The sequence below is a fragment of the Streptomyces sp. NPDC056144 genome, from assembly GCF_042264145.1.
Lineage (GTDB): Bacteria > Actinomycetota > Actinomycetes > Streptomycetales > Streptomycetaceae > Streptomyces.
The window spans coordinates 125,595-143,146 of the sequence record NZ_JBHJVF010000015.1 but is presented as its reverse complement, the minus strand read 5'-3'; the positions used below and the strand labels follow the sequence as shown (position 1 = coordinate 143,146).

Annotated in this window: 21 protein-coding genes; 10 read left to right on the top strand and 11 right to left on the bottom strand. The window is 70.2% G+C overall.

What is annotated here, in order from left to right; translation table 11 throughout:
* Window positions 1-2 precede the first annotated feature (2 nt).
* The 4 genes from rplC to ACFC0Z_RS31885 all read right to left on the bottom strand — a co-directional run bounded on the left by rplC (window position 3) and on the right by ACFC0Z_RS31885 (window position 3,011).
* Window positions 3-647, bottom strand: coding sequence for a 50S ribosomal protein L3 (gene rplC, locus ACFC0Z_RS31900; RefSeq protein WP_267045310.1), 645 nt, complete (start codon window positions 645-647; stop codon window positions 3-5).
* Between the two features lie 11 nt (window positions 648-658).
* Window positions 659-967, bottom strand: a complete 309-nt coding sequence (gene rpsJ, locus ACFC0Z_RS31895) for a 30S ribosomal protein S10 (RefSeq protein ID WP_003948644.1) — start codon at window positions 965-967, stop codon at window positions 659-661.
* 446 nt (window positions 968-1,413) lie between these two features.
* Complete coding sequence (locus ACFC0Z_RS31890) at window positions 1,414-2,652, bottom strand: RNA polymerase sigma factor (RefSeq protein WP_376445393.1); 1,239 nt, start codon at window positions 2,650-2,652, stop codon at window positions 1,414-1,416.
* Window positions 2,649-3,011, bottom strand: coding sequence for a YciI family protein (locus ACFC0Z_RS31885; protein WP_376445391.1), 363 nt, complete (start codon window positions 3,009-3,011; stop codon window positions 2,649-2,651). The genes ACFC0Z_RS31890 and ACFC0Z_RS31885 overlap by 4 nt, the downstream gene beginning before the upstream one ends.
* A gap of 222 nt (window positions 3,012-3,233) precedes the next feature.
* Here ACFC0Z_RS31885 and ACFC0Z_RS31880 point away from each other — a divergent pair, with 222 nt between their 5' ends.
* Complete coding sequence (locus ACFC0Z_RS31880; protein WP_376445389.1) at window positions 3,234-5,210, top strand: PIG-L family deacetylase; 1,977 nt, start codon at window positions 3,234-3,236, stop codon at window positions 5,208-5,210.
* A gap of 97 nt (window positions 5,211-5,307) precedes the next feature.
* Here ACFC0Z_RS31880 and tuf read toward each other — a convergent pair whose 3' ends face one another.
* The 5 genes from tuf to ACFC0Z_RS31855 all read right to left on the bottom strand — a co-directional run bounded on the left by tuf (window position 5,308) and on the right by ACFC0Z_RS31855 (window position 10,427).
* The gene (gene tuf, locus ACFC0Z_RS31875) at window positions 5,308-6,501 is read right to left on the bottom strand and encodes an elongation factor Tu (protein ID WP_376445386.1); all 1,194 of its coding nucleotides are present in this window, start codon (window positions 6,499-6,501) and stop codon (window positions 5,308-5,310) included.
* Between the two features lie 149 nt (window positions 6,502-6,650).
* Entirely contained in the window at window positions 6,651-8,777 is a 2,127-nt protein-coding gene (fusA, locus tag ACFC0Z_RS31870) for an elongation factor G (protein WP_376445384.1), read from the bottom strand.
* A 39-nt stretch (window positions 8,778-8,816) separates the two neighbouring features.
* Entirely contained in the window at window positions 8,817-9,287 is a 471-nt protein-coding gene (gene rpsG, locus ACFC0Z_RS31865) for a 30S ribosomal protein S7 (protein WP_055641845.1), read from the bottom strand.
* Between the two features lie 2 nt (window positions 9,288-9,289).
* Window positions 9,290-9,661: a 30S ribosomal protein S12 gene (gene rpsL / locus ACFC0Z_RS31860; RefSeq protein ID WP_003948652.1), complete on the bottom strand. Its 372-nt coding sequence runs from the start codon at window positions 9,659-9,661 to the stop codon at window positions 9,290-9,292.
* 313 nt (window positions 9,662-9,974) lie between these two features.
* A complete protein-coding gene (locus ACFC0Z_RS31855) occupies window positions 9,975-10,427 on the bottom strand; it encodes a helix-turn-helix domain-containing protein (RefSeq protein ID WP_376445380.1) in 453 nt (150 codons plus the stop codon).
* Between the two features lie 252 nt (window positions 10,428-10,679).
* Between ACFC0Z_RS31855 and ACFC0Z_RS31850 the strand changes: the two genes are divergently transcribed.
* The 3 genes from ACFC0Z_RS31850 to ACFC0Z_RS31840 are packed head-to-tail and all read left to right on the top strand — an operon-like array spanning window position 10,680 to window position 11,930.
* A complete protein-coding gene (locus tag ACFC0Z_RS31850; protein WP_376445377.1) occupies window positions 10,680-10,955 on the top strand; it encodes a WhiB family transcriptional regulator in 276 nt (91 codons plus the stop codon).
* Window positions 10,948-11,727, top strand: a complete 780-nt coding sequence (locus tag ACFC0Z_RS31845; RefSeq protein WP_376445374.1) for a hypothetical protein — start codon at window positions 10,948-10,950, stop codon at window positions 11,725-11,727. Before ACFC0Z_RS31850 ends, ACFC0Z_RS31845 begins: the two co-directional genes overlap by 8 nt.
* Complete coding sequence (locus ACFC0Z_RS31840; RefSeq protein WP_376445372.1) at window positions 11,727-11,930, top strand: hypothetical protein; 204 nt, start codon at window positions 11,727-11,729, stop codon at window positions 11,928-11,930. The genes ACFC0Z_RS31845 and ACFC0Z_RS31840 overlap by 1 nt, the downstream gene beginning before the upstream one ends.
* Window positions 11,931-12,021: 91 nt before the next feature.
* Here ACFC0Z_RS31840 and ACFC0Z_RS31835 read toward each other — a convergent pair whose 3' ends face one another.
* Window positions 12,022-12,906, bottom strand: coding sequence for a hypothetical protein (locus tag ACFC0Z_RS31835; RefSeq protein ID WP_376445369.1), 885 nt, complete (start codon window positions 12,904-12,906; stop codon window positions 12,022-12,024).
* Between the two features lie 189 nt (window positions 12,907-13,095).
* Between ACFC0Z_RS31835 and ACFC0Z_RS31830 the strand changes: the two genes are divergently transcribed.
* The 4 genes from ACFC0Z_RS31830 (at window position 13,096) to ACFC0Z_RS31815 (ending at window position 15,072) form a co-directional block, all read left to right on the top strand.
* The gene (locus tag ACFC0Z_RS31830) at window positions 13,096-13,506 is read left to right on the top strand and encodes a hypothetical protein (RefSeq protein ID WP_376445366.1); all 411 of its coding nucleotides are present in this window, start codon (window positions 13,096-13,098) and stop codon (window positions 13,504-13,506) included.
* A gap of 146 nt (window positions 13,507-13,652) precedes the next feature.
* Window positions 13,653-14,264, top strand: coding sequence for a phage tail protein (locus ACFC0Z_RS31825; RefSeq protein WP_376445363.1), 612 nt, complete (start codon window positions 13,653-13,655; stop codon window positions 14,262-14,264).
* Between the two features lie 107 nt (window positions 14,265-14,371).
* Window positions 14,372-14,662, top strand: coding sequence for a hypothetical protein (locus ACFC0Z_RS31820; RefSeq protein ID WP_376445361.1), 291 nt, complete (start codon window positions 14,372-14,374; stop codon window positions 14,660-14,662).
* 188 nt (window positions 14,663-14,850) lie between these two features.
* Complete coding sequence (locus ACFC0Z_RS31815) at window positions 14,851-15,072, top strand: hypothetical protein (RefSeq protein ID WP_376445358.1); 222 nt, start codon at window positions 14,851-14,853, stop codon at window positions 15,070-15,072.
* A gap of 77 nt (window positions 15,073-15,149) precedes the next feature.
* Here the strand turns inward: ACFC0Z_RS31815 and ACFC0Z_RS31810 are convergent, their stop codons facing one another.
* Window positions 15,150-15,929 carry a hypothetical protein gene (locus ACFC0Z_RS31810; RefSeq protein ID WP_376445355.1) on the bottom strand — a complete coding sequence of 260 codons (780 nt, stop codon included), beginning with the start codon at window positions 15,927-15,929 and terminating at the stop codon, window positions 15,150-15,152.
* A 307-nt stretch (window positions 15,930-16,236) separates the two neighbouring features.
* Here ACFC0Z_RS31810 and ACFC0Z_RS31805 point away from each other — a divergent pair, with 307 nt between their 5' ends.
* Entirely contained in the window at window positions 16,237-16,449 is a 213-nt protein-coding gene (locus ACFC0Z_RS31805; RefSeq protein ID WP_376445353.1) for a hypothetical protein, read from the top strand.
* Between the two features lie 102 nt (window positions 16,450-16,551).
* A complete protein-coding gene (locus tag ACFC0Z_RS31800) occupies window positions 16,552-17,529 on the top strand; it encodes a hypothetical protein (RefSeq protein ID WP_376445350.1) in 978 nt (325 codons plus the stop codon).
* Window positions 17,530-17,552 lie beyond the last annotated feature (23 nt).

Below are 17,552 nucleotides of genomic sequence, written 5' to 3'. Positions count from 1 at the left end.
CCTCAAACCCCCTTGGCCGCGGTGCGGACCAGGACGAGGCCACCGTTGGGGCCGGGGACGGCGCCCTTGATGAGCAGCAGACCCTTCTCGGCGTCAACGGCGTGAACGGTCAGGTTCTGGGTGGTCACACGCTCGTTGCCCATGCGACCAGCCATCTTCATGCCCTTGAAGACACGGCCCGGGGTGGCGCAGCCACCGATGGAACCGGGCTTGCGGTGCACGCGGTGGGCACCGTGCGACGCCTTGCCACCACGGAAGTTGTGGCGCTTCATGACGCCGGCGAAGCCCTTGCCCTTGCTCTTCGCGGTGACGTCGACCTTCACGCCGGCCTCGAAGAGCTCGGCGGTGATCTCCTGGCCGAGCGTGTACTCGGAGGCGTCAGCGGTGCGGAGCTCCACCAGGTGGCGGCGCGGGGTGACGTCGGCCTTGGCGAAGTGACCCTTGAGGGGCTTGTTCACCTTGCGCGGGTCGATCTCGCCGAAGGCGATCTGGACCGACTCGTAGCCGTCGCTGTCGTTCGTACGGACCTGGGTCACGACATTCGGGCCGGCCTTGACGACGGTGACCGGGACAACCCGGTTGTTCTCGTCCCAGACCTGCGTCATGCCGAGCTTCTCGCCCAGGATGCCCTTGATGTTCTTGGCCATCTCGCGCGCCCTCAGAGCTTGATCTCGATGTCGACACCGGCCGGGAGGTCGAGACGCATGAGCGAGTCAACCGTCTTCGGCGTGGGGTCGAGGATGTCGATGAGGCGCTTGTGCGTGCGCATCTCGAAGTGCTCGCGCGAGTCCTTGTACTTGTGCGGCGACTTGATGACGCAGTACACGTTCTTCTCAGTGGGCAGCGGCACCGGGCCCGCGACCGACGCACCAGTGCGGGTCACCGTCTCGACGATCTTCTTCGCCGAGGAGTCGATGACCTCGTGGTCGTAGGCCTTGAGCCGGATGCGGATCTTCTGTCCCGCCATGGCTACTAGTAGTCCTTTGTCTCTTAACGCTCTGGCATCCCGGTCGACTGCGCTTCCTGAGAAGCACCGCCTCACCTCCGACCCACGCGGTCGGGCGTGTCGCACTCCCTCTACGCAGAAATCCCGAAGGATTTCCCAACCAAGGGGGTGCGGTCGCCATGACCGCGAATCGGGGGCGAAACACCCACCGGGAACCTGGCAGGCACCCCGCTGACGCTTCCCAGAAGATTCCCGTACGTCCGACCCGAAGGGTCGACGAGTACTGTGGGACTCGCTTCCGGTCCTCCCGACGGGAGGCGCGCAGCATCGGCACTCAACCGAGCAACTCCGACAGTCTGCCATACGCGGCCATCTCGCCGCCAATCAGAAGCGAAGACTGTACCCCACGTCACCTTCGGGTACGCGCCAGGGCGCATGTCGCCCCTGCGAATCTTCGGCGTCCGGGCTCAGCCGAGCCGCCGGGCCCGCTCCGTCAGGTGCCGCCGCTCCGGCGCGCTGGGGGCCCTGCGGGCCGCCTCGCGGTAGGCGAGAGCCGCCTCCTCCCTCTTCCCGAGCAGTTCGAGCAGATGGGCCCGGGTGGCGAGCAGCCGGTGGTGACGGGCGAGGCGCCTGTCCCCCGCCAGCCCGTCCAGGAGATCCAGGCCGGCCGCCGGGCCGTGGACCATCGCGACCGCCACCGCCCGGTTGAGCGTGATCATCGGGTTGGGTCCGGTCCGCTCCAGGAGCTCGTACAGGGCGAGGATCTGCGGCCAGTCCGTCATCTCCGCCGACCCGGCCTCGTCGTGGACGGCCGCGATCGCCGCCTGGAGCTGGTACGGGCCCACCTGCCCGCGCGGCAGGGTACGGCTGATCAGCGCCACCCCCTCGGCGATCAGAGCGCCGTCCCAGCTCCCCCGGTCCTGCTCGGCGAGCGGCACGAGCTCCCCGTGCGGACCGGTGCGGGCCGGGCGGCGGGCGTCCGTGAGCAGCATCAGCGCGAGCAGCCCCGCGGTCTCGGCGTCCTCGGGGACGAGCCGGAGCAGGAGCCGGGTCAGCCGGATCGCCTCGGTGGAGAGCGCGGGCGCGGTGAGGTCCTCGCCGCCGCTGGCGGTGTACCCCTCGTTGAAGACCAGGTAGAGGACGTGCCGCACCTCCGCGAGGCGGGGCGCCCGCTCCCCCTCGGGCAGCGCGAGCGAGCCGCCGGCCGCCCTGATCGTCTGCTTGGCCCGGCTGATCCGCTGCGCCATGGTCGCCTCGGGTACGAGGAAGGCGGCGGCGATCTGCGCGGTGGTGAGGCCGCCGACGGCTCGGAGCGTGAGCGCGATCCGGCTCGGCGGGGACAGCTCCGGGTGGCAGCAGAGGAAGAGCAGCGACAGGGAGTCGTCCCGGTCGCTCTCGGGCGTCTCGTCGGCCGCCCGCGCGAGGAGCGCGGAGTCGGGCGTGGCGAGCGCGACGGCGTCCTCGCGGCGGCGGCGCGCGGCCTCGGCGCGCACGAGGTCCACGTACCGCCGTCCGGCGACGGTCAGCAGCCAGCCGCGCGGGTTGTCGGGGACCCCGTCCCCGGGCCACTGGCGGGCGGCGGCGATCAGGGCCTCCTGGACGGCGTCCTCGCAGAGGTCGAAGTCGCCGTACCGCCGGACGAGCGCGCCGAGGACCCGCGGCGCGCTGGCGCGCAGCAGGTCCTCGACCTCGGCGGAACCGCTCACGCGTCCGCCGCCGCCTCGTGCAGGACGGGCCAGAGCTCGACGGGGTCGACGTCGGCGAAGGGCATGTCGGCGGCTATCTCCTGGGCGCGCTCCAGGCTCTCGCAGTCGAGCAGGTAGAAGCTCGCCAGGTACTCCTTGGTCTCCAGGTACGGCCCGTCGGTGACCGCCGGGGCGCCGCCCTCGCGCCGTACGAGCTGCGCGGCGGCCGCGTCCGCGAGGCCGTACGCGCCGATGAGCTCGCCGCTCTCCCGGTACTTGCGGTTGAAGGCGTCCTGACGGGCGATCGCCTCGGGCCAGGCCTCGGCGGGGAAGGAGTCCCACTTGGCCTGGTTGCCGTAGATCATCGCGACGTACTTCATCTCGGTTGCCTTCCTGTCCCGCGTGCCCTGCGGCGCGCTGTCACCCCTTGGTCGGAGCCGCCGGCGGGGGCTCGACATCGGCGCGCCCACTTTCCCGAAGAATTTCCGAAGATCTTTTTCCGCGGGTGAATCCTCGCAGCGGAGAGCTCGTCCGTACACAACCACGGGTACCGGATACGCGTCTTGATCACGACGCCAGGCACCGAGGGAACGGATCCGCACGTGACGACAGCCCCCCGCCGCAGGTCGGTGCTCGCCATCGCCCTCGCCGTCACGGCCGCCGCCTCCGGCTGCTCCGTGCCCGAGCCGCGCAGGACCGCGCCGACCGCCGACCCGGCCCCCGGCAGGCCGATCGCCCCCGCGCGGGCCCGCCGGGCGCTGCTGCTCCAGGTCGCCGCGCATCCGGACGACGACCTGTACTTCATGAACCCGGACACGCAGCGCCTGCTCGACTCCGGGGTCCCGCTCGTCTCGGTGTACGTGACGGCCGGCGAGCACACCGGGCGGAACCGGATCGCGGGGATGCCGGAGACTCCCCCGGACCGGGCCGCGTACTCCTCCGCCCGCCACCAGGGCCTGCGCCAGGCGTACGCCGACGCCCTCGGCCTCCCCCCGTTCACGCCGTGGCGGCGGGAGGCCGTCACGCTCGCGGGCGGCCGGCACGCCGAGGTCGCCACGCTCACGAGCGGGCGGCGCCGGGTCGAGCTGGTCTTCCTGAACCTGCCGATGCACACCACCCGCCGGTACATGGCGGTCCCCGCGCTCTGGCACGACCGGGCCCTCGAACTGCCGACGCACCTGTCGGCCGGTTCGCCGCTGACACGCTCGGAGCCGTACGACTACGACGGCCTGGTCGGCGTCCTCGTCGGGCTCCTGCGCCGCTACCGCCCCACCGTCGTGCACACCCTGGACCCGGACCCCGACCTCAGGACCGGCGACGAGGCCGCGCGCCGGCGGGACAGCGAGCAGCCGGGGTACGAGGACCACGGCGACCACACGGCCGTCGCCTGCTTCACCTGGGCCGCGCTGAGCCGCTGGGTCTCCGAGGCGGTACGGGACGGGGCGCCGGTCCCGGCGTTCGCGACGACCGCCTTCCGCGGCTACTACAACCGCCACTGGCCCAAGAACCTCCCGCCCGGGGTCCTGAAGGAGAAGGCCGCCCACCTGGTCCCGTACGGCGGGGACCCGTCCTGGGACTGCGGGAACCCCTCGGGCTGCGGCGACTACGGCGTGGGCGGCGACCGGCCGCTCACCAACCGGAAGGGCTGGGTGCGCTCGACGCACCACCGCTGGCCCGGCGCGGGCCCGGCGCTGACGGAGGGCCCCGACGGCCGCCTGACCGCGTACGGGGTGCTCGGGCTGCGCGCGGTGCGGTGGCGGGAGGAGGAGAAGGGGGTGTGGGGCGAGGCCGAGGACCTGGGCGGCGGCCCGCTCGCGCCCGCGCTCGGCTCGGCGGTCCTCGGCGACGGGCGCGTCCTGCTCTTCGGCGTGCGGTTCGCGGCGCTCGAAGGGCACGGCGGGCCGAACCGGCGCGAGGTGGTGCTCCTGGAGCAGCGCTCCCCCGGCGGCCCGTTCCTCGCCTGGCGCGGGCTCGGCGGCCCGGAGCGCGGGGACGACCGGGGGCGTCGGATCGGCGCCCCGGTGGCGGTCACGGCCCGCGACGGCCGCGTCCACCTGTTCGTACGGAACGCGGACAAGGGCGTCTCCACGCGCGCGCGTGAGGCGGCGGACGGCTCCTGGGGGCCCTGGCGTGCGCTTCCCGGGACCGAGGAGGTCCAGGACGGCCTGGCGGTGTCGCTCGACGCCGAGGGCCGGATCCATCTGTACGCGGCCGGGCGGGAGTCCGTACGGCACTGGGTGGACGGGGTCCCCCAGGAGGCGCCGCTCCCCCTCTCCGGCTCCACGGTCGCCTCCGCCGACGGCGCCCTGTACTACCGGCCACCGGCCGCGGCGGAGCTGCTCGGCCCGGCGGGCGACGCCGGGCTCGACGGGTACGGGGCCGTGGCCGCCGCGCGGTCGGCGGCGCTGGGGGCGGTCCTGCTCGGCACGGACGCGAGGGGGCGGCCCGCGCTCAGGTCCGGCGACCGGCTCCGTACGGCTCCGGGAACGGCGGTCGCGACGGCCCTGCACGTCGGGGCGCGCGGGGCGACGGTCGTGGGCCTGGGCGCCGACGGCCGCCCGTGGTCCTGGAGGCCGTAGAGGAGCCTCCGGGAACGCGAGAAGGCCCCGCACCTTGCGGTGCGGGGCCTTCCCTTACTGCTCAGCAGCTCATGCGAGCTACCAGGTCAGTTCAAGATCAGGCAGTGATCTTGACGACCTGGCCGGCGCCGACGGTCCGGCCACCCTCACGGATGGCGAACTTGAGGCCCTCCTCCATGGCGATGGGCTGGATCAGCTCAACGCTCATGGCGGTGTTGTCGCCCGGCATGACCATCTCGGTGCCCTCGGGGAGGGTCACGACGCCGGTCACGTCCGTGGTACGGAAGTAGAACTGCGGGCGGTAGTTGTTGAAGAACGGGGTGTGACGGCCACCCTCGTCCTTCGACAGGATGTACGCCTGCGCCTCGAAGTTGGTGTGCGGCGTGACCGAGCCCGGCTTGATGATGACCTGGCCGCGCTCGACATCCTCGCGCTTGATGCCACGGAGGAGCAGACCGACGTTCTCACCGGCCTGGCCCTCGTCGAGCAGCTTGCGGAACATCTCGATACCGGTGACCGTGGTGGTGGTCTTCTCGGTCTTGATGCCGATGATGTCGACGGTCTCGTTGACCTTGAGGATACCGCGCTCGATACGACCGGTGACGACGGTGCCACGACCGGTGATCGTGAAGACGTCCTCGATCGGCATCAGGAACGGCTTGTCGACGTCACGCTCGGGCTGCGGGATGGACTCGTCCACGGCCTTCATGAGGTCGAGGAGCTTGCCGCCCCACTCAGCGTCGCCCTCGAGGGCCTTGAGCGCGGAGACGCGGACGACCGGCAGGTCGTCGCCCGGGAACTCGTACTCGGAGAGGAGCTCACGGACCTCGAGCTCGACGAGCTCCAGGATCTCCTCGTCGTCCACCATGTCGGCCTTGTTCAGGGCGACGACGATGTACGGAACGCCGACCTGGCGAGCAAGGAGGACGTGCTCCTTGGTCTGCGGCATCGGGCCGTCGGTGGCGGCGACCACGAGGATGGCGCCGTCCATCTGCGCGGCACCCGTGATCATGTTCTTGATGTAGTCAGCGTGACCGGGGCAGTCGACGTGAGCGTAGTGACGCTGCTCCGTCTGGTACTCGACGTGCGCGATCGAGATCGTGATACCGCGCTGGCGCTCCTCAGGAGCCTTGTCGATCTGGTCGAAGGCCGAGGCCTCGTTCAGGTCCGGGTACGCGTCGTGCAGCACCTTGGTAATGGCGGCCGTGAGGGTCGTCTTACCGTGGTCAATGTGACCGATGGTGCCGATGTTGACGTGCGGCTTAGTCCGCTCGAACTTTGCCTTCGCCACTGAATCCTCCTGCGGAGTGGTTCTGTACGCCTTGCTTCATCGGCGCCAGGTGATCTTTGCTGGGATGCCAGTCGCCGGGGTCGTACCTCGGGGTTCCGGGGCCGAGCCCCGACGACTGGTGTCAAGCCTAAAGCGTGAACTCGGGAGAGTTACTCGCCCTTGGCCTTCGCGATGATCTCCTCGGCGACGTTCCGCGGAACCTCGGCGTAGGAGTCGAACTGCATCGAGTAGCTTGCGCGACCCGAGGTCTTGCTGCGGAGGTCGCCGACGTAGCCGAACATCTCCGAGAGGGGCACGAGGCCCTTCACGATGCGGGCACCGTGACGCTCCTCCATGGCCTGAATCTGGCCACGGCGGGAGTTGATGTCGCCGATGACCTCACCCATGTAGTCCTCGGGCGTGGTGACCTCAACGGCCATCATCGGCTCAAGGATGACGGGGGAAGCCTTGCGCGCGGCCTCCTTGAAGGCCTGCGAACCGGCGATCTTGAACGCGAGCTCGGAGGAGTCGACCTCGTGGTAGGCACCGTCGAGAAGAATGACGCGGACGCCAGTCATCTCGTAGCCGGCGAGGATACCGAACTGCATGGCCTCCTGCGCACCCGCGTCGACCGAAGGGATGTACTCCTTCGGGATGCGGCCACCGGTGACCTTGTTCACGAACTCGTACGAGGCGTCGCCCTCGGTGATCGGCTCGATCGCGATCTGCACCTTGGCGAACTGACCCGTACCACCGGTCTGCTTCTTGTGGGTGTAGTCCACACGCTCGACGGCCTTGCGGATCGTCTCGCGGTAAGCGACCTGCGGCTTGCCGACGTTCGCCTCGACCTTGAACTCGCGACGCATACGGTCGACGAGGATGTCGAGGTGAAGCTCGCCCATACCACCGATGATGGTCTGGCCGGTCTCCTCGTCAGAGTGGACCTGGAAGGAGGGGTCCTCCTCCGCGAGACGCTGGATGGCGACACCCAGCTTCTCCTGGTCACCCTTGGACTTGGGCTCGATGGCGACCTGAATAACCGGGGCCGGGAAGTCCATGGACTCCAGGATGACCGGGTTCTTCTCGTCACACAGCGTCTCACCAGTGGTGGTCTGCTTGAGGCCCATGACGGCGACGATGTCGCCGGCGCCCACCGAGTCGATCTCCTCACGCTTGTTCGCGTGCATGCGGTAGATCTTGCCGATGCGCTCCTTCTTGCCCTTGACGGAGTTCAGCACCGCGGTGCCGGCCTCCAGGCGACCGGAGTAGATCCGGACGAAGGTGAGCTTGCCGAGGTGCGGGTCGCTCGCGATCTTGAACGCGAGCGCCGACAGCGGCTCGTCGTCGGACGGCTTGCGCTTCACGACGACCTCGGCGTCCTTGACGTCGTGGCCTTCGATGGCCTCGACGTCCAGGGGCGACGGGAGGTAGCGGACGACGGCGTCGAGCAGGGGCTGAACGCCCTTGTTCTTGAACGCGGTACCACAGAACACCGGGGTGACCGTGGTGTCGCCACCCTTGCCCGAGGCAATGGTGATGCGGCGAACGGCGGCGTAGAGCTGCTCCTCGGTGGGCTCGACGCCCTCGAGGAAGAGCTCCATGATCTCTTCGTCGTTCTCCGCGACGGCCTCGACCAGCTTGCCGCGGTACTCGTCCGCGAGCTCCTGCTTGTCGGCGGGGATGTCGACGACGTCGTACATCTCACCCTTGCTGGCCTCGGCGGACCAGACAAGCGCCTTCATGCGGACCAGGTCGATGACGCCCTGGAAGTCGGCCTCGGCACCGATCGGGAGCTGCATGACGATCGGGGTCGCGCCAAGGCGGTTCACGATCATGTCGACGCAGCGGAGGAAGTCGGCGCCCGTGCGGTCGAGCTTGTTGACGAAGCAGATACGCGGAACGCCGTAGCGGTCCGCCTGACGCCAGACAGTCTCGGACTGGGGCTCGACACCGGCCACACCGTCGAACACGGTCACAGCACCGTCGAGCACGCGCAGCGAACGCTCCACCTCGACGGTGAAGTCGACGTGGCCCGGCGTGTCGATGATGTTGATCGTGTGGTCGACGTTCTCGAGCGGCCAGTGGCAGGTGGTGGCAGCGGACGTGATCGTGATGCCACGCTCCTGCTCCTGCTCCATCCAGTCCATCGTGGCAGCGCCGTCGTGGACTTCACCGATCTTGTACGAAACGCCGGTGTAGAACAGGATCCGCTCGGTGGTGGTCGTCTTGCCCGCGTCGATGTGGGCCATGATGCCGATGTTGCGCACCTTGGCCAGGTCAAGCGAAGTGGTAGCCATAAGGCTTCAGTCTTCTCTCGGTCTCGATGTGGGTTGCGACTACCAGCGGTAGTGCGCGAAGGCCTTGTTGGACTCGGCCATCTTGTGCGTGTCCTCACGCTTCTTGACCGAAGCACCGAGGCCGTTGGAGGCGTCGAGGAGCTCGTTCAGGAGGCGCTCGGTCATGGTCTTCTCGCGACGGGCGCGGGAGTAACCGACGAGCCAGCGGAGGGCCAGCGTGGACGCGCGGCCCGGCTTGACCTCGATCGGCACCTGGTAGGTGGCGCCACCGACACGGCGGGACTTGACCTCGAGGGACGGCTTGACGTTCTCAAGCGCGCGCTTCAGCGTGATGACCGGGTCCTGGCCGGTCTTCTCACGAAGACCCTCCATGGCGCCGTACACGATGCGCTCGGCGGTGGAACGCTTGCCGTCAAGCAGGATCTTGTTGATCAGCGAGGTGACAAGAGGAGAGCTGTAGACCGGGTCGATGATGACCGGGCGCTTCGGGGCGGGGCCCTTACGAGGCATTCTTACTTCTCCTTCTTGGCGCCGTAGCGGCTGCGAGCCTGCTTACGGTTCTTGACGCCCTGCGTGTCGAGGGAACCGCGGATGATCTTGTAGCGAACACCCGGAAGGTCCTTCACACGGCCACCACGCACGAGCACGATGGAGTGCTCCTGCAGGTTGTGACCCTCACCCGGAATGTAGGCCGTGACCTCGATGCCCGAGGTCAGACGCACACGCGCGACCTTACGGAGGGCCGAGTTCGGCTTCTTCGGGGTGGTCGTGAACACACGCGTGCAGACGCCACGACGCTGAGGGGAACCCTCAAGTGCGGGCGTCTTGTTCTTCTCGACCTTGTCCTGCCGGCCCTTACGGACCAGCTGCTGGATCGTAGGCACTACTTCTCCGGTTTCTGTGTGCCGTCGGTAAAACTAACCTGGAACATTCGCCGACCCACGCGGTCGGGTGTGTCGGACCCTGCGGACTCCCGCCAGAGGCGGAAAAGGCACGGATCACGGTGGCCAGTGAGCGGAATCGCCGTGCGGCTGAAGACACGCACAGGACCCCAGGCACACCCCAGGCACAAGGCATGAGCGTACCTATCGCATGGACTCCGGTCAAAACAAATGCCCACGCGCGCGGAGCCCCGGGCGTGTCCCACGCCTTGAGATCACGCGCGACGGGGCGGGCGTGACGACCGACGGTGGGCGGTCAGTCGCGGGCGGTGCGGCGCGCCTCGGGCGCGGCCGTGTCGTCCGCGACCTCCTCGTCGGGCTCCAGGAACTGGTTGACGACCTTGACGAAGACGCCGAGGCGCTCGTCGGGGACGCCGAGCCAGCGGGCGAAGTCCTCCATCGTCGGCTGCCAGTCGCTCGGCGGGAGCAGATCCGCGGCGAGCGGCAGCTCCTCGGGGCTCACGCGGCCGGACCGGATCAGCATGTCGCGGACGGAGACCCCGAGCAGCGGGGCGATCCGGCGCATGGTCTCCAGGTCGGGCATGCTCTGGCGCTGGAGGAGCCGCGTCACGGCGGCGCGGTGCACGCCGGCCTCGTCGGCGATCCGGGACTTGCCGCCACCGCGTGGGCTGTCGATGTCGTAGCCGCGCTCGCGCATCAGGGTCTCGACCCAGCCGGCGAACTCGTCCAGCCCTTGGCTGCTGCTCATGTGTACCGCTCCCTCACTACCCCCACCTCCGGATGCCTCACTTTAGCGTGCTTGCGCGCACGGAATTACGTGCTTTCGTGCACGCAACTGTATGGATTCCATGAAGACCTGGTCAGGGTCGCCCCAAAAGATTGTTGCGCGCTCGCACGCAACATGTCAGGCTGCGGGACGCCGCACTCGCCGGCCCCCTGAGCCCCACCAGCCCCCGTGGCTTCCTGGCGCCCCGGTGGCCCCGGAACGTGGAGAACCGTCTTGTTCCAGCCCGACCCGACCCCCTGGCAGGCCGCCGCCGCGTGCGCCGACCTCCCCCCTGCCGTCGTCTTCGCCCGCCGCCCCAAGGACGCCGCCCCGGCACTGCGGGCCTGCGCCGCCTGTCCCGTACGCCGCGAGTGCGAGGGCGCGGTGGCCCCGGCCGAGAGCTACTTCGACGGCGTCTGCGCGGGCCGCCTCTGGCGCAACGGCCGCCCGGCGGACGAGCGCCGCGTGGCGAAGGCGGTCGCGATGGCGGGAGGCCGCGGCCGTGGCTGACCACATCGTGAACGGAGCGAACGTCTCCCCGGTGGAGCTCGTGCTCCGGGACGTCGTCCTCTGGACCGCCTCGCTCGCGCGCCGGTTCCCCGAGCTCTCCGAGGAGCTGGCGCCCGGCCGCCGCTCCCCCGGGACGGCCCCGGCCGCCGCCTCCCCGCACCCCGGCCGCGACGAGGAGATCCGAGCCGAGCGGCGCGAGGCCCTGCTGCTCGAACAGCGCCACGGACTCGCCGTCCCCGGCTACGGCGCCGCCCCGATCCGGCTCCACGTCTCCGACGCCATCCGGGACATCACCGACGGCGTGGTGGAGCTGGAGGAGGCGGTCTGCGCCCGGCTCACCCTGCCCCGCCCGCGCAGGGCCGGGGTCGTCGAACGGCTGCGCCGGATCGTCGGCCTGCTCGACGCCGTCGCCGCGCACCCGGACCTCGCCCGGCACGTCCGCGACGAGATCCGGCGGATGGCCCGCCGCTGCGCCCGCACGCTCGGCGAGGCCGAGACGGTCGTCCGGGTCTCGGGCCGCTGCCCGTGGTGCGACTCGGTGTCGCTGCGGGCGTTCCCGGACCGCCGGGCGGTGCTGTGCGTGAACCCGGCCTGCGTCTGTACGGACACGGCGTGCGGGTGCCAGGACGACCCGGCGTACCGGCACCTGTGGCCGGAGGAGCAGTGGGCGGAACTGACGGAGGCGTCGGGGACGCGTACGGAGGAGATCGAGGCGGCGATGGACGCGACGGACACGAACGCGACCCAGGACTCGAAGGAGACGGCACGCTGATGCTGAGCACCCCCTCACTGCCCGCGCTGATCCCCGGGCCGCTCGCCGCAGAGGAGGCGGGGGTCGCCCCCGCGACCATCCGCAAGTGGGTCCAGCTGGGCCATCTGCGGGCCGCGGGGAAGGCGGGCCGCGCGCAGCTCTTCCGCCTGGAGGACGTCTTCGCGGCGGAGCGCCTGGCCCGTCGCCGTACGCGTACCGCCTGACCGCCCTTCACACCAGAACGCCCGAACACCCGAACACCCGAGCGCCCCTGGTCCGGTCCACACCGGAGCAGGGGCGCTTCGTCATGCCGTCCTATGCCTGGAGGAAGGCGTGCAGGGAGCTGACGAGGGTGGCGGCGAAACGTTCCCTCACGGGCTCGGGGACGAGGTCGAGGGAGAGGTACGGGTTGAGGTCCTCCAGCTCGACGAGGAGGAGGTCCCCCTCGGGCGTGCGGCAGGCGTCGACGCGCTGGATGCCGTGGTCGAGGGTGTTCCAGTCGACGAAGCGGCGGGCGAAGGCGAGGTCGTCGGCGGTGGGCTCGTACGGCTCCAGGACCCAGCGGCGCTCGGGGTCGGGGGCGTACAGGGCGTACTGGAAGAGGTCGTCGACGAAGTAGAAGGAGACCTCGTAACGGAAGTCGATCCGCGGCTGGACGAGGAGGTCGCCGTCCCCGTCCCCGTACGGGAGGGCGGCGAGTTCCTCGTACGGGAGGAACCGCAGTCCTATGGAGTCGGCGCCGGCCTTCGGCTTGACCGCGTAGCTCGCGGCCTCGGGGAGGCGGTGGAGGTCCTCGGGCCGGTCGACGGTGGGGATGACGGGGTACCCGGCGGCGGTGAGGTCGAGCAGGTACTGCTTTCCGGCCATGTCGCCGCGGCCGTGGAGCGGGTTGTAGACGCGGGTCCCGGCGGCGCGGGCGCGCTCGCGGAAGTCCTCGTACGCCTCCTGGTAGGCGAGGACCGGGCCGCTGTTGCGGACGACGACGGCGTCGAAGGCGTCCATGAGGGCGGCGGCGTCGAGCGGGTGACAGAGCGCCAGGTCGAAGTCGGCGCGGAGGCGGGCGGTGAGGTGGACGTCCTCGTCGCCGTAGCGGCGGCCTCGGGCGGGGTAGGCGAGGTCGGTGACGTAGAGGAGACGGGGGCGGGGGCGGGGGTGGGGGTGGGGGTGGGGGTGGGGGTGGGGGTGGCTGGCGGCGGGCATGGCGGCTCCCTGGGTCGCGGGTGGCGGCCAACCTACCGGGGCTCTGACCTGCCGCGGAGACTCCCCTCCCGTTTCTAGTTGCGTGCGCGCACGATCGCTGTCACAGTTGGTGCAGCGGCGGAGCTGCGCCCGCAGGACGGGACGCGGCTCCGCCGTCCGCGTACCCCTCCCCTCCCGAGGAGAACCGTCATGACCACTCCCCCGAGTGCTTTCCCGGACGTCGAGAAGCTGGTCGTCGACGTCCTCAAGGCCGACCCCGCCCTCGCCGGCGTCACCGTCGCCGCCTCCGCGCCCGCCGGCTTCGACGGCACGACGAGCGCCGTCCTGGTGAACCGCCGCGGCGGCGCCTGGATCGGCGACCAGCACGTCGACATGCCGCTGATCGAGTTCGAGGTGTACGGGCCGAGCAAGACCGCGGCCCACGTCCTCGCCAACGCGGCCCGGCGGGCGCTGCTCGCCACGATCGGCAAGCCGATCGGCGCGAACAACCGCGTGCACGACGTCGAGGAGCAGGACGGGCCGCGCTGGATGCCCGACTACCTCTACCGGGGCGCGAACCGCTACCTCTGCGTGATCCGCCTCTCCCTGAGCGTCTTCTAGCCGCTCACGGCGCCCTCGCGGGCACCGCAGCCGGCACACGCTCACCCCACAGACCAGGCCTCGCCGTCCGGCGGGGCCTTTGCCGTACCCGGACCGGGTCATCCGGCCGGGGCGGCGCCCTCACCCACCGCAAGGAGAAACTCACCATGGCTGGAAACAACTCCGCCGAGATCCGCGTCGCAGGCACCGGCAAGCTCTACGTCGCCGACGCCGGCACCTCCGCCCCGGCCACCTTCGGCACCGACACCGCCGTCGACTGGACCGGCGCGGGCTGGAAGGACCTCGGCTTCACCTCCGGCGACGGCGTCACCTTCTCGAAGAAGGACAAGCTGGAGGCCATCGACTCGTGGCAGTCGGTCTCCCCGGTGCACTACATCTACTCCGCCCGTGACCTCTCGCTGAAGTTCTCGATGCTCCAGTTCAACGAGGACACGCTGCCGTTCTTCATGGGCGGCGGCTCGGTCAAGGCGGAGCCGACCCCGGCGGTCGACACCTACCGCTACGAGATCGCGGAGCGCGCGTTCGCCGACGTCCGCGCCCTCGGCCTGGAGTTCACCGACGTCAAGGCCGGTGGCACCACCGCGGTCACGTACCGCTTCATCATCCCGCGCGGCCAGGTGACGGCCTCCGACGACATCAAGCTGGCCCGCAAGGCCGCGTCGCAGCTGGGCATCACCTTCTCCGCCATGTCGAAGGGCGACGGCAAGCCGCTGGCGACCTTCCTCATGAAGGACAGCCAGTACAGCGCCACGGTCTGATCCGTCTGACCAGGCGGCACCCGGGGCGGGACGGCGTCTCGCCGTCCCGCCCCACCCTTCTCCCCTCTTTCTCCATCCGACTCACCCGACCAAGGAGTACGCATCCCATGGCCCGTTTCGACGTCAACGCCGCCCGCGCCCAGCGCCAGGAGGCCCACGGCCGCAAGTGGTCCTTCGAGCTGGACGGCGAGGCCTACACCCTTCCGACGGAGCTGAGCCGCGCCACCGCCAAGGCGCTGCGCAAGCTCGACGACAACGACGTGGACGGGCTGCTCGCGCTCCTGATGGGTGAGGAGCAGTTCTCCCGCTTCGAACAGCACGACGTCACCATGCAGGACATCGCCGCCATCCTGGAGGCCTACGGCAAGGAGACCGGGCTCGGCCTGGGGGAAGACTGAGCCTCGTCGAGTTCGCCGACGAACACGCCGAGGCAATTGAGGCGGACTTCCTCCGCTACTACGGGATCGACTTCCTCGACTGGCACCGCGAGGAGCTCTCCAGCCGGCGGGTCCTCGCGCTGATCAAGCATCTGCCGAGGGACAGCGCCCTCCAGCGGGAGCTCCACGGCGAGGCGGCCGAGTGGTCGGTGACCGACCACCTCCTCGCCGCGACGGTGGACCATCTGGCCGTCTCCAACTGGATGTTCCAGTGCGTCAACTCCTCGGAGGACGCCGACCAGCCCGATCCGCCGAAGCCCGTGCCCCGTCCCGACGGCCGGGACGAGGAGGACGAAGGGCGGGACGAGCCTGCCGCCGAGGTGGAGATCCCCGAGGTCTCTCCCGGGCAGCTCGCCCGGTTCTTCGGCTGAGCCGACGAGTGAGCCGACGGCTCTTCGGCCGAGCCGGCGAGTGAGCCACACCCCCGCGGCCCCCGGTGCCCCTCCCCTCAGGGAGTGGGCTCCGGGGGCGCTTCCTGCGCTCGCTCGGCGACCATGTCCTCCTCCAGGGCCCTGGCCCGTTCGGAGAGGCGGCGCGGCCTGTTCGCGCGCGGCTCCGCGGGGCCGGACTCGGCGTCGGAGGCACGGCGGTCGGCGGGCGGGCCGCTCTGGGCCGGTACGGAGACGTGGACGGGCGCGCCGGCCAGCGGCGGGACGATCGGGCGGCCGCCCTTGCCGCGGACGATCTTCCGTACGGGCCGGCCGTTGCGGCGGGCGCGGCTCTCCTGGGCCGTGAGGAGCACCTCGGGCTCGGGGTCCGGCAGCGCGTCTTCCGGTTCCGCTTCCGGCTCGGGCCGCTGTTCGAACAGCTCGCGTTCCCTGCGTACGCGCTCCTCGGCCTCGACGAGGGCCGCGGGCGGTTCGAGGAGCCGGGCGAAGGGCAGCGCGATGACCCGGGCGCCTTCCCGGCCCGTTTCCGTACGGCGCTGGGGGCGGCGGATCCCCCGCGCCTCCTCCTGGCCCTGCGCGTAGGCGTCGGCGACGCGCTTCTCGTACTCCCTCCGGATACGCGGGAGTTCGTCCGCGACGGCCTCGGCCCAGCCGCCGGTGAAGGCGGCGGTCTCGCGGCGGTCGACCTCGGCCCGGGGCAGGACGACGAGGTCCTCGGGCGCGTATCCGTGGAGGTGGACGAGTTCGGAGAGGTGCGCGATGAGGTGGGGCAGTCCGGGATGGCTCGCGAGCCAGTCGACGACTCGCTCTCCCCGGTTGGCGCCCGGCTCCGTTTCCATGCGTCAGTGCTGCCTTCCAGCCCCCTGGGGTCCCCGCGCGCCCCTCGCGCCCCACCCGCCGCCTGGAGTGGTCGGCCCCTGGTACGCGTCTTGTCAGGTTACCCGGTCGAACGTCTGAACCGATCAAGGGCCGAACCCGGCCGGAGAGCCCCGAGGAGACACGCCGTCAGCAGTTTCCCGCTCGACAAACATCGAACAAATGTTCCACACTCTGTTCGCACAGAAGTTCGAACACGTGGTGCCCCCGCTCCTCACCTCCGCGGCGCCGCCACACACGCACGGGCAAGCAACCGGAAGGCAGGCGTCCATGACCCAGCAGGCCGAGGCATCGCGACCGCAGATCCCTCTCCAGGACCGCCTCCGCCGACTTCTCGACGGACCCGCGGCCCTCGACAAGAGAGCGTTGCTCGGCAGCCTGTACGCCGAACTCTCGCGCTGCGAGACCGTCGCGTACGCGGCCGGCTGGAACGACGCCCTCGCGACGGTCCGCCGCGGTCAGCGCCGGACCGAGGACGCGTAACCGCCTCCGGCCGCCCCCGCCGCCCCACACGAACAAGCCCCTGCCGGAACCCGGCGGGGGCTTTTCGGCGCTTGGCCCTCACGGGCCGGAAGCGGAGCAGACATGCCCCCTCTCACCCATGACCCGGCGAAGACGATCCCCGAGCTCTCGCAGAACCAGCGGGACCAGTACCAGTACCTCACGAAGATCGACGGCGGCCATCTGCCGACGACCGACTGGATGACGAACCTGATGGCCCCGGTCAACAAGTTGATCGAGGACCTCAAGGCTCAGCAGGACAAGGTCGCCGAGGAGGTCGTCAAGCCCACCTGGCAGCAGATCCTGGAACAGCTCGGCCTCACACCCGTGGCCGAGATCATCAAGAAGGGCATCGAGGAAGGCATCGGCGCCGCCATCATCGCCGGCATCGTCGCCCTGGGTGGCGTCATCGTCCCCCTCCTGATGATCGCGATCGGCGCTTCCCTGGTGTTCTGGCTACAGAAGAAGCTGAAGAACGCCAACAACGAGACGATCGGCATGCGGCCGGACGGCAGCTTCGGCCGCCGGAACTTCACGGACATCCAGAACGAGCGCAACGGCGTCGCCGCCGGCGGCATCGCCGACCTCCCCGCGACCGCCAACTTCGACAACCTGCGCACCCAGCTCTCGCAGCTGAACCCGCACCTGGAGAAGTTCAACCTCCACGCTCCGGACTTCAAGAAGAACCTGCGCGGCATGCCGAGCGACAGCAAGGCCACGAAGATCGCCGCCGCCGTCAAGAAGATCGGCGACGCCGTCGCCGCCGTCGACCACACGAAGATGCCCCTGGTGGCGGACGGCATGGGCAAGATCAACACCGCGATGGCCACCGCGGACCCCCGGAAGACCACCAGGTTCGCCGACGCCATCGGCAAGCTCAAGACCAACATGACCGGCCTCGACCTGGACAAGGTCCCCAGGATGGCGACCTTCCAGAGCGCGGCCGAAGCCGCCGAGAAGCTCGCCCAGCACACCGGGACGCTCTCCGGCCGGATGCGCGACTTCGCCCGCGCGGTCAAGGACCTCAACGCCGAGATGGGCGGCGGCGCCGCCCCCGCCTGATCCCCACCCCACCCAGAAAGGAG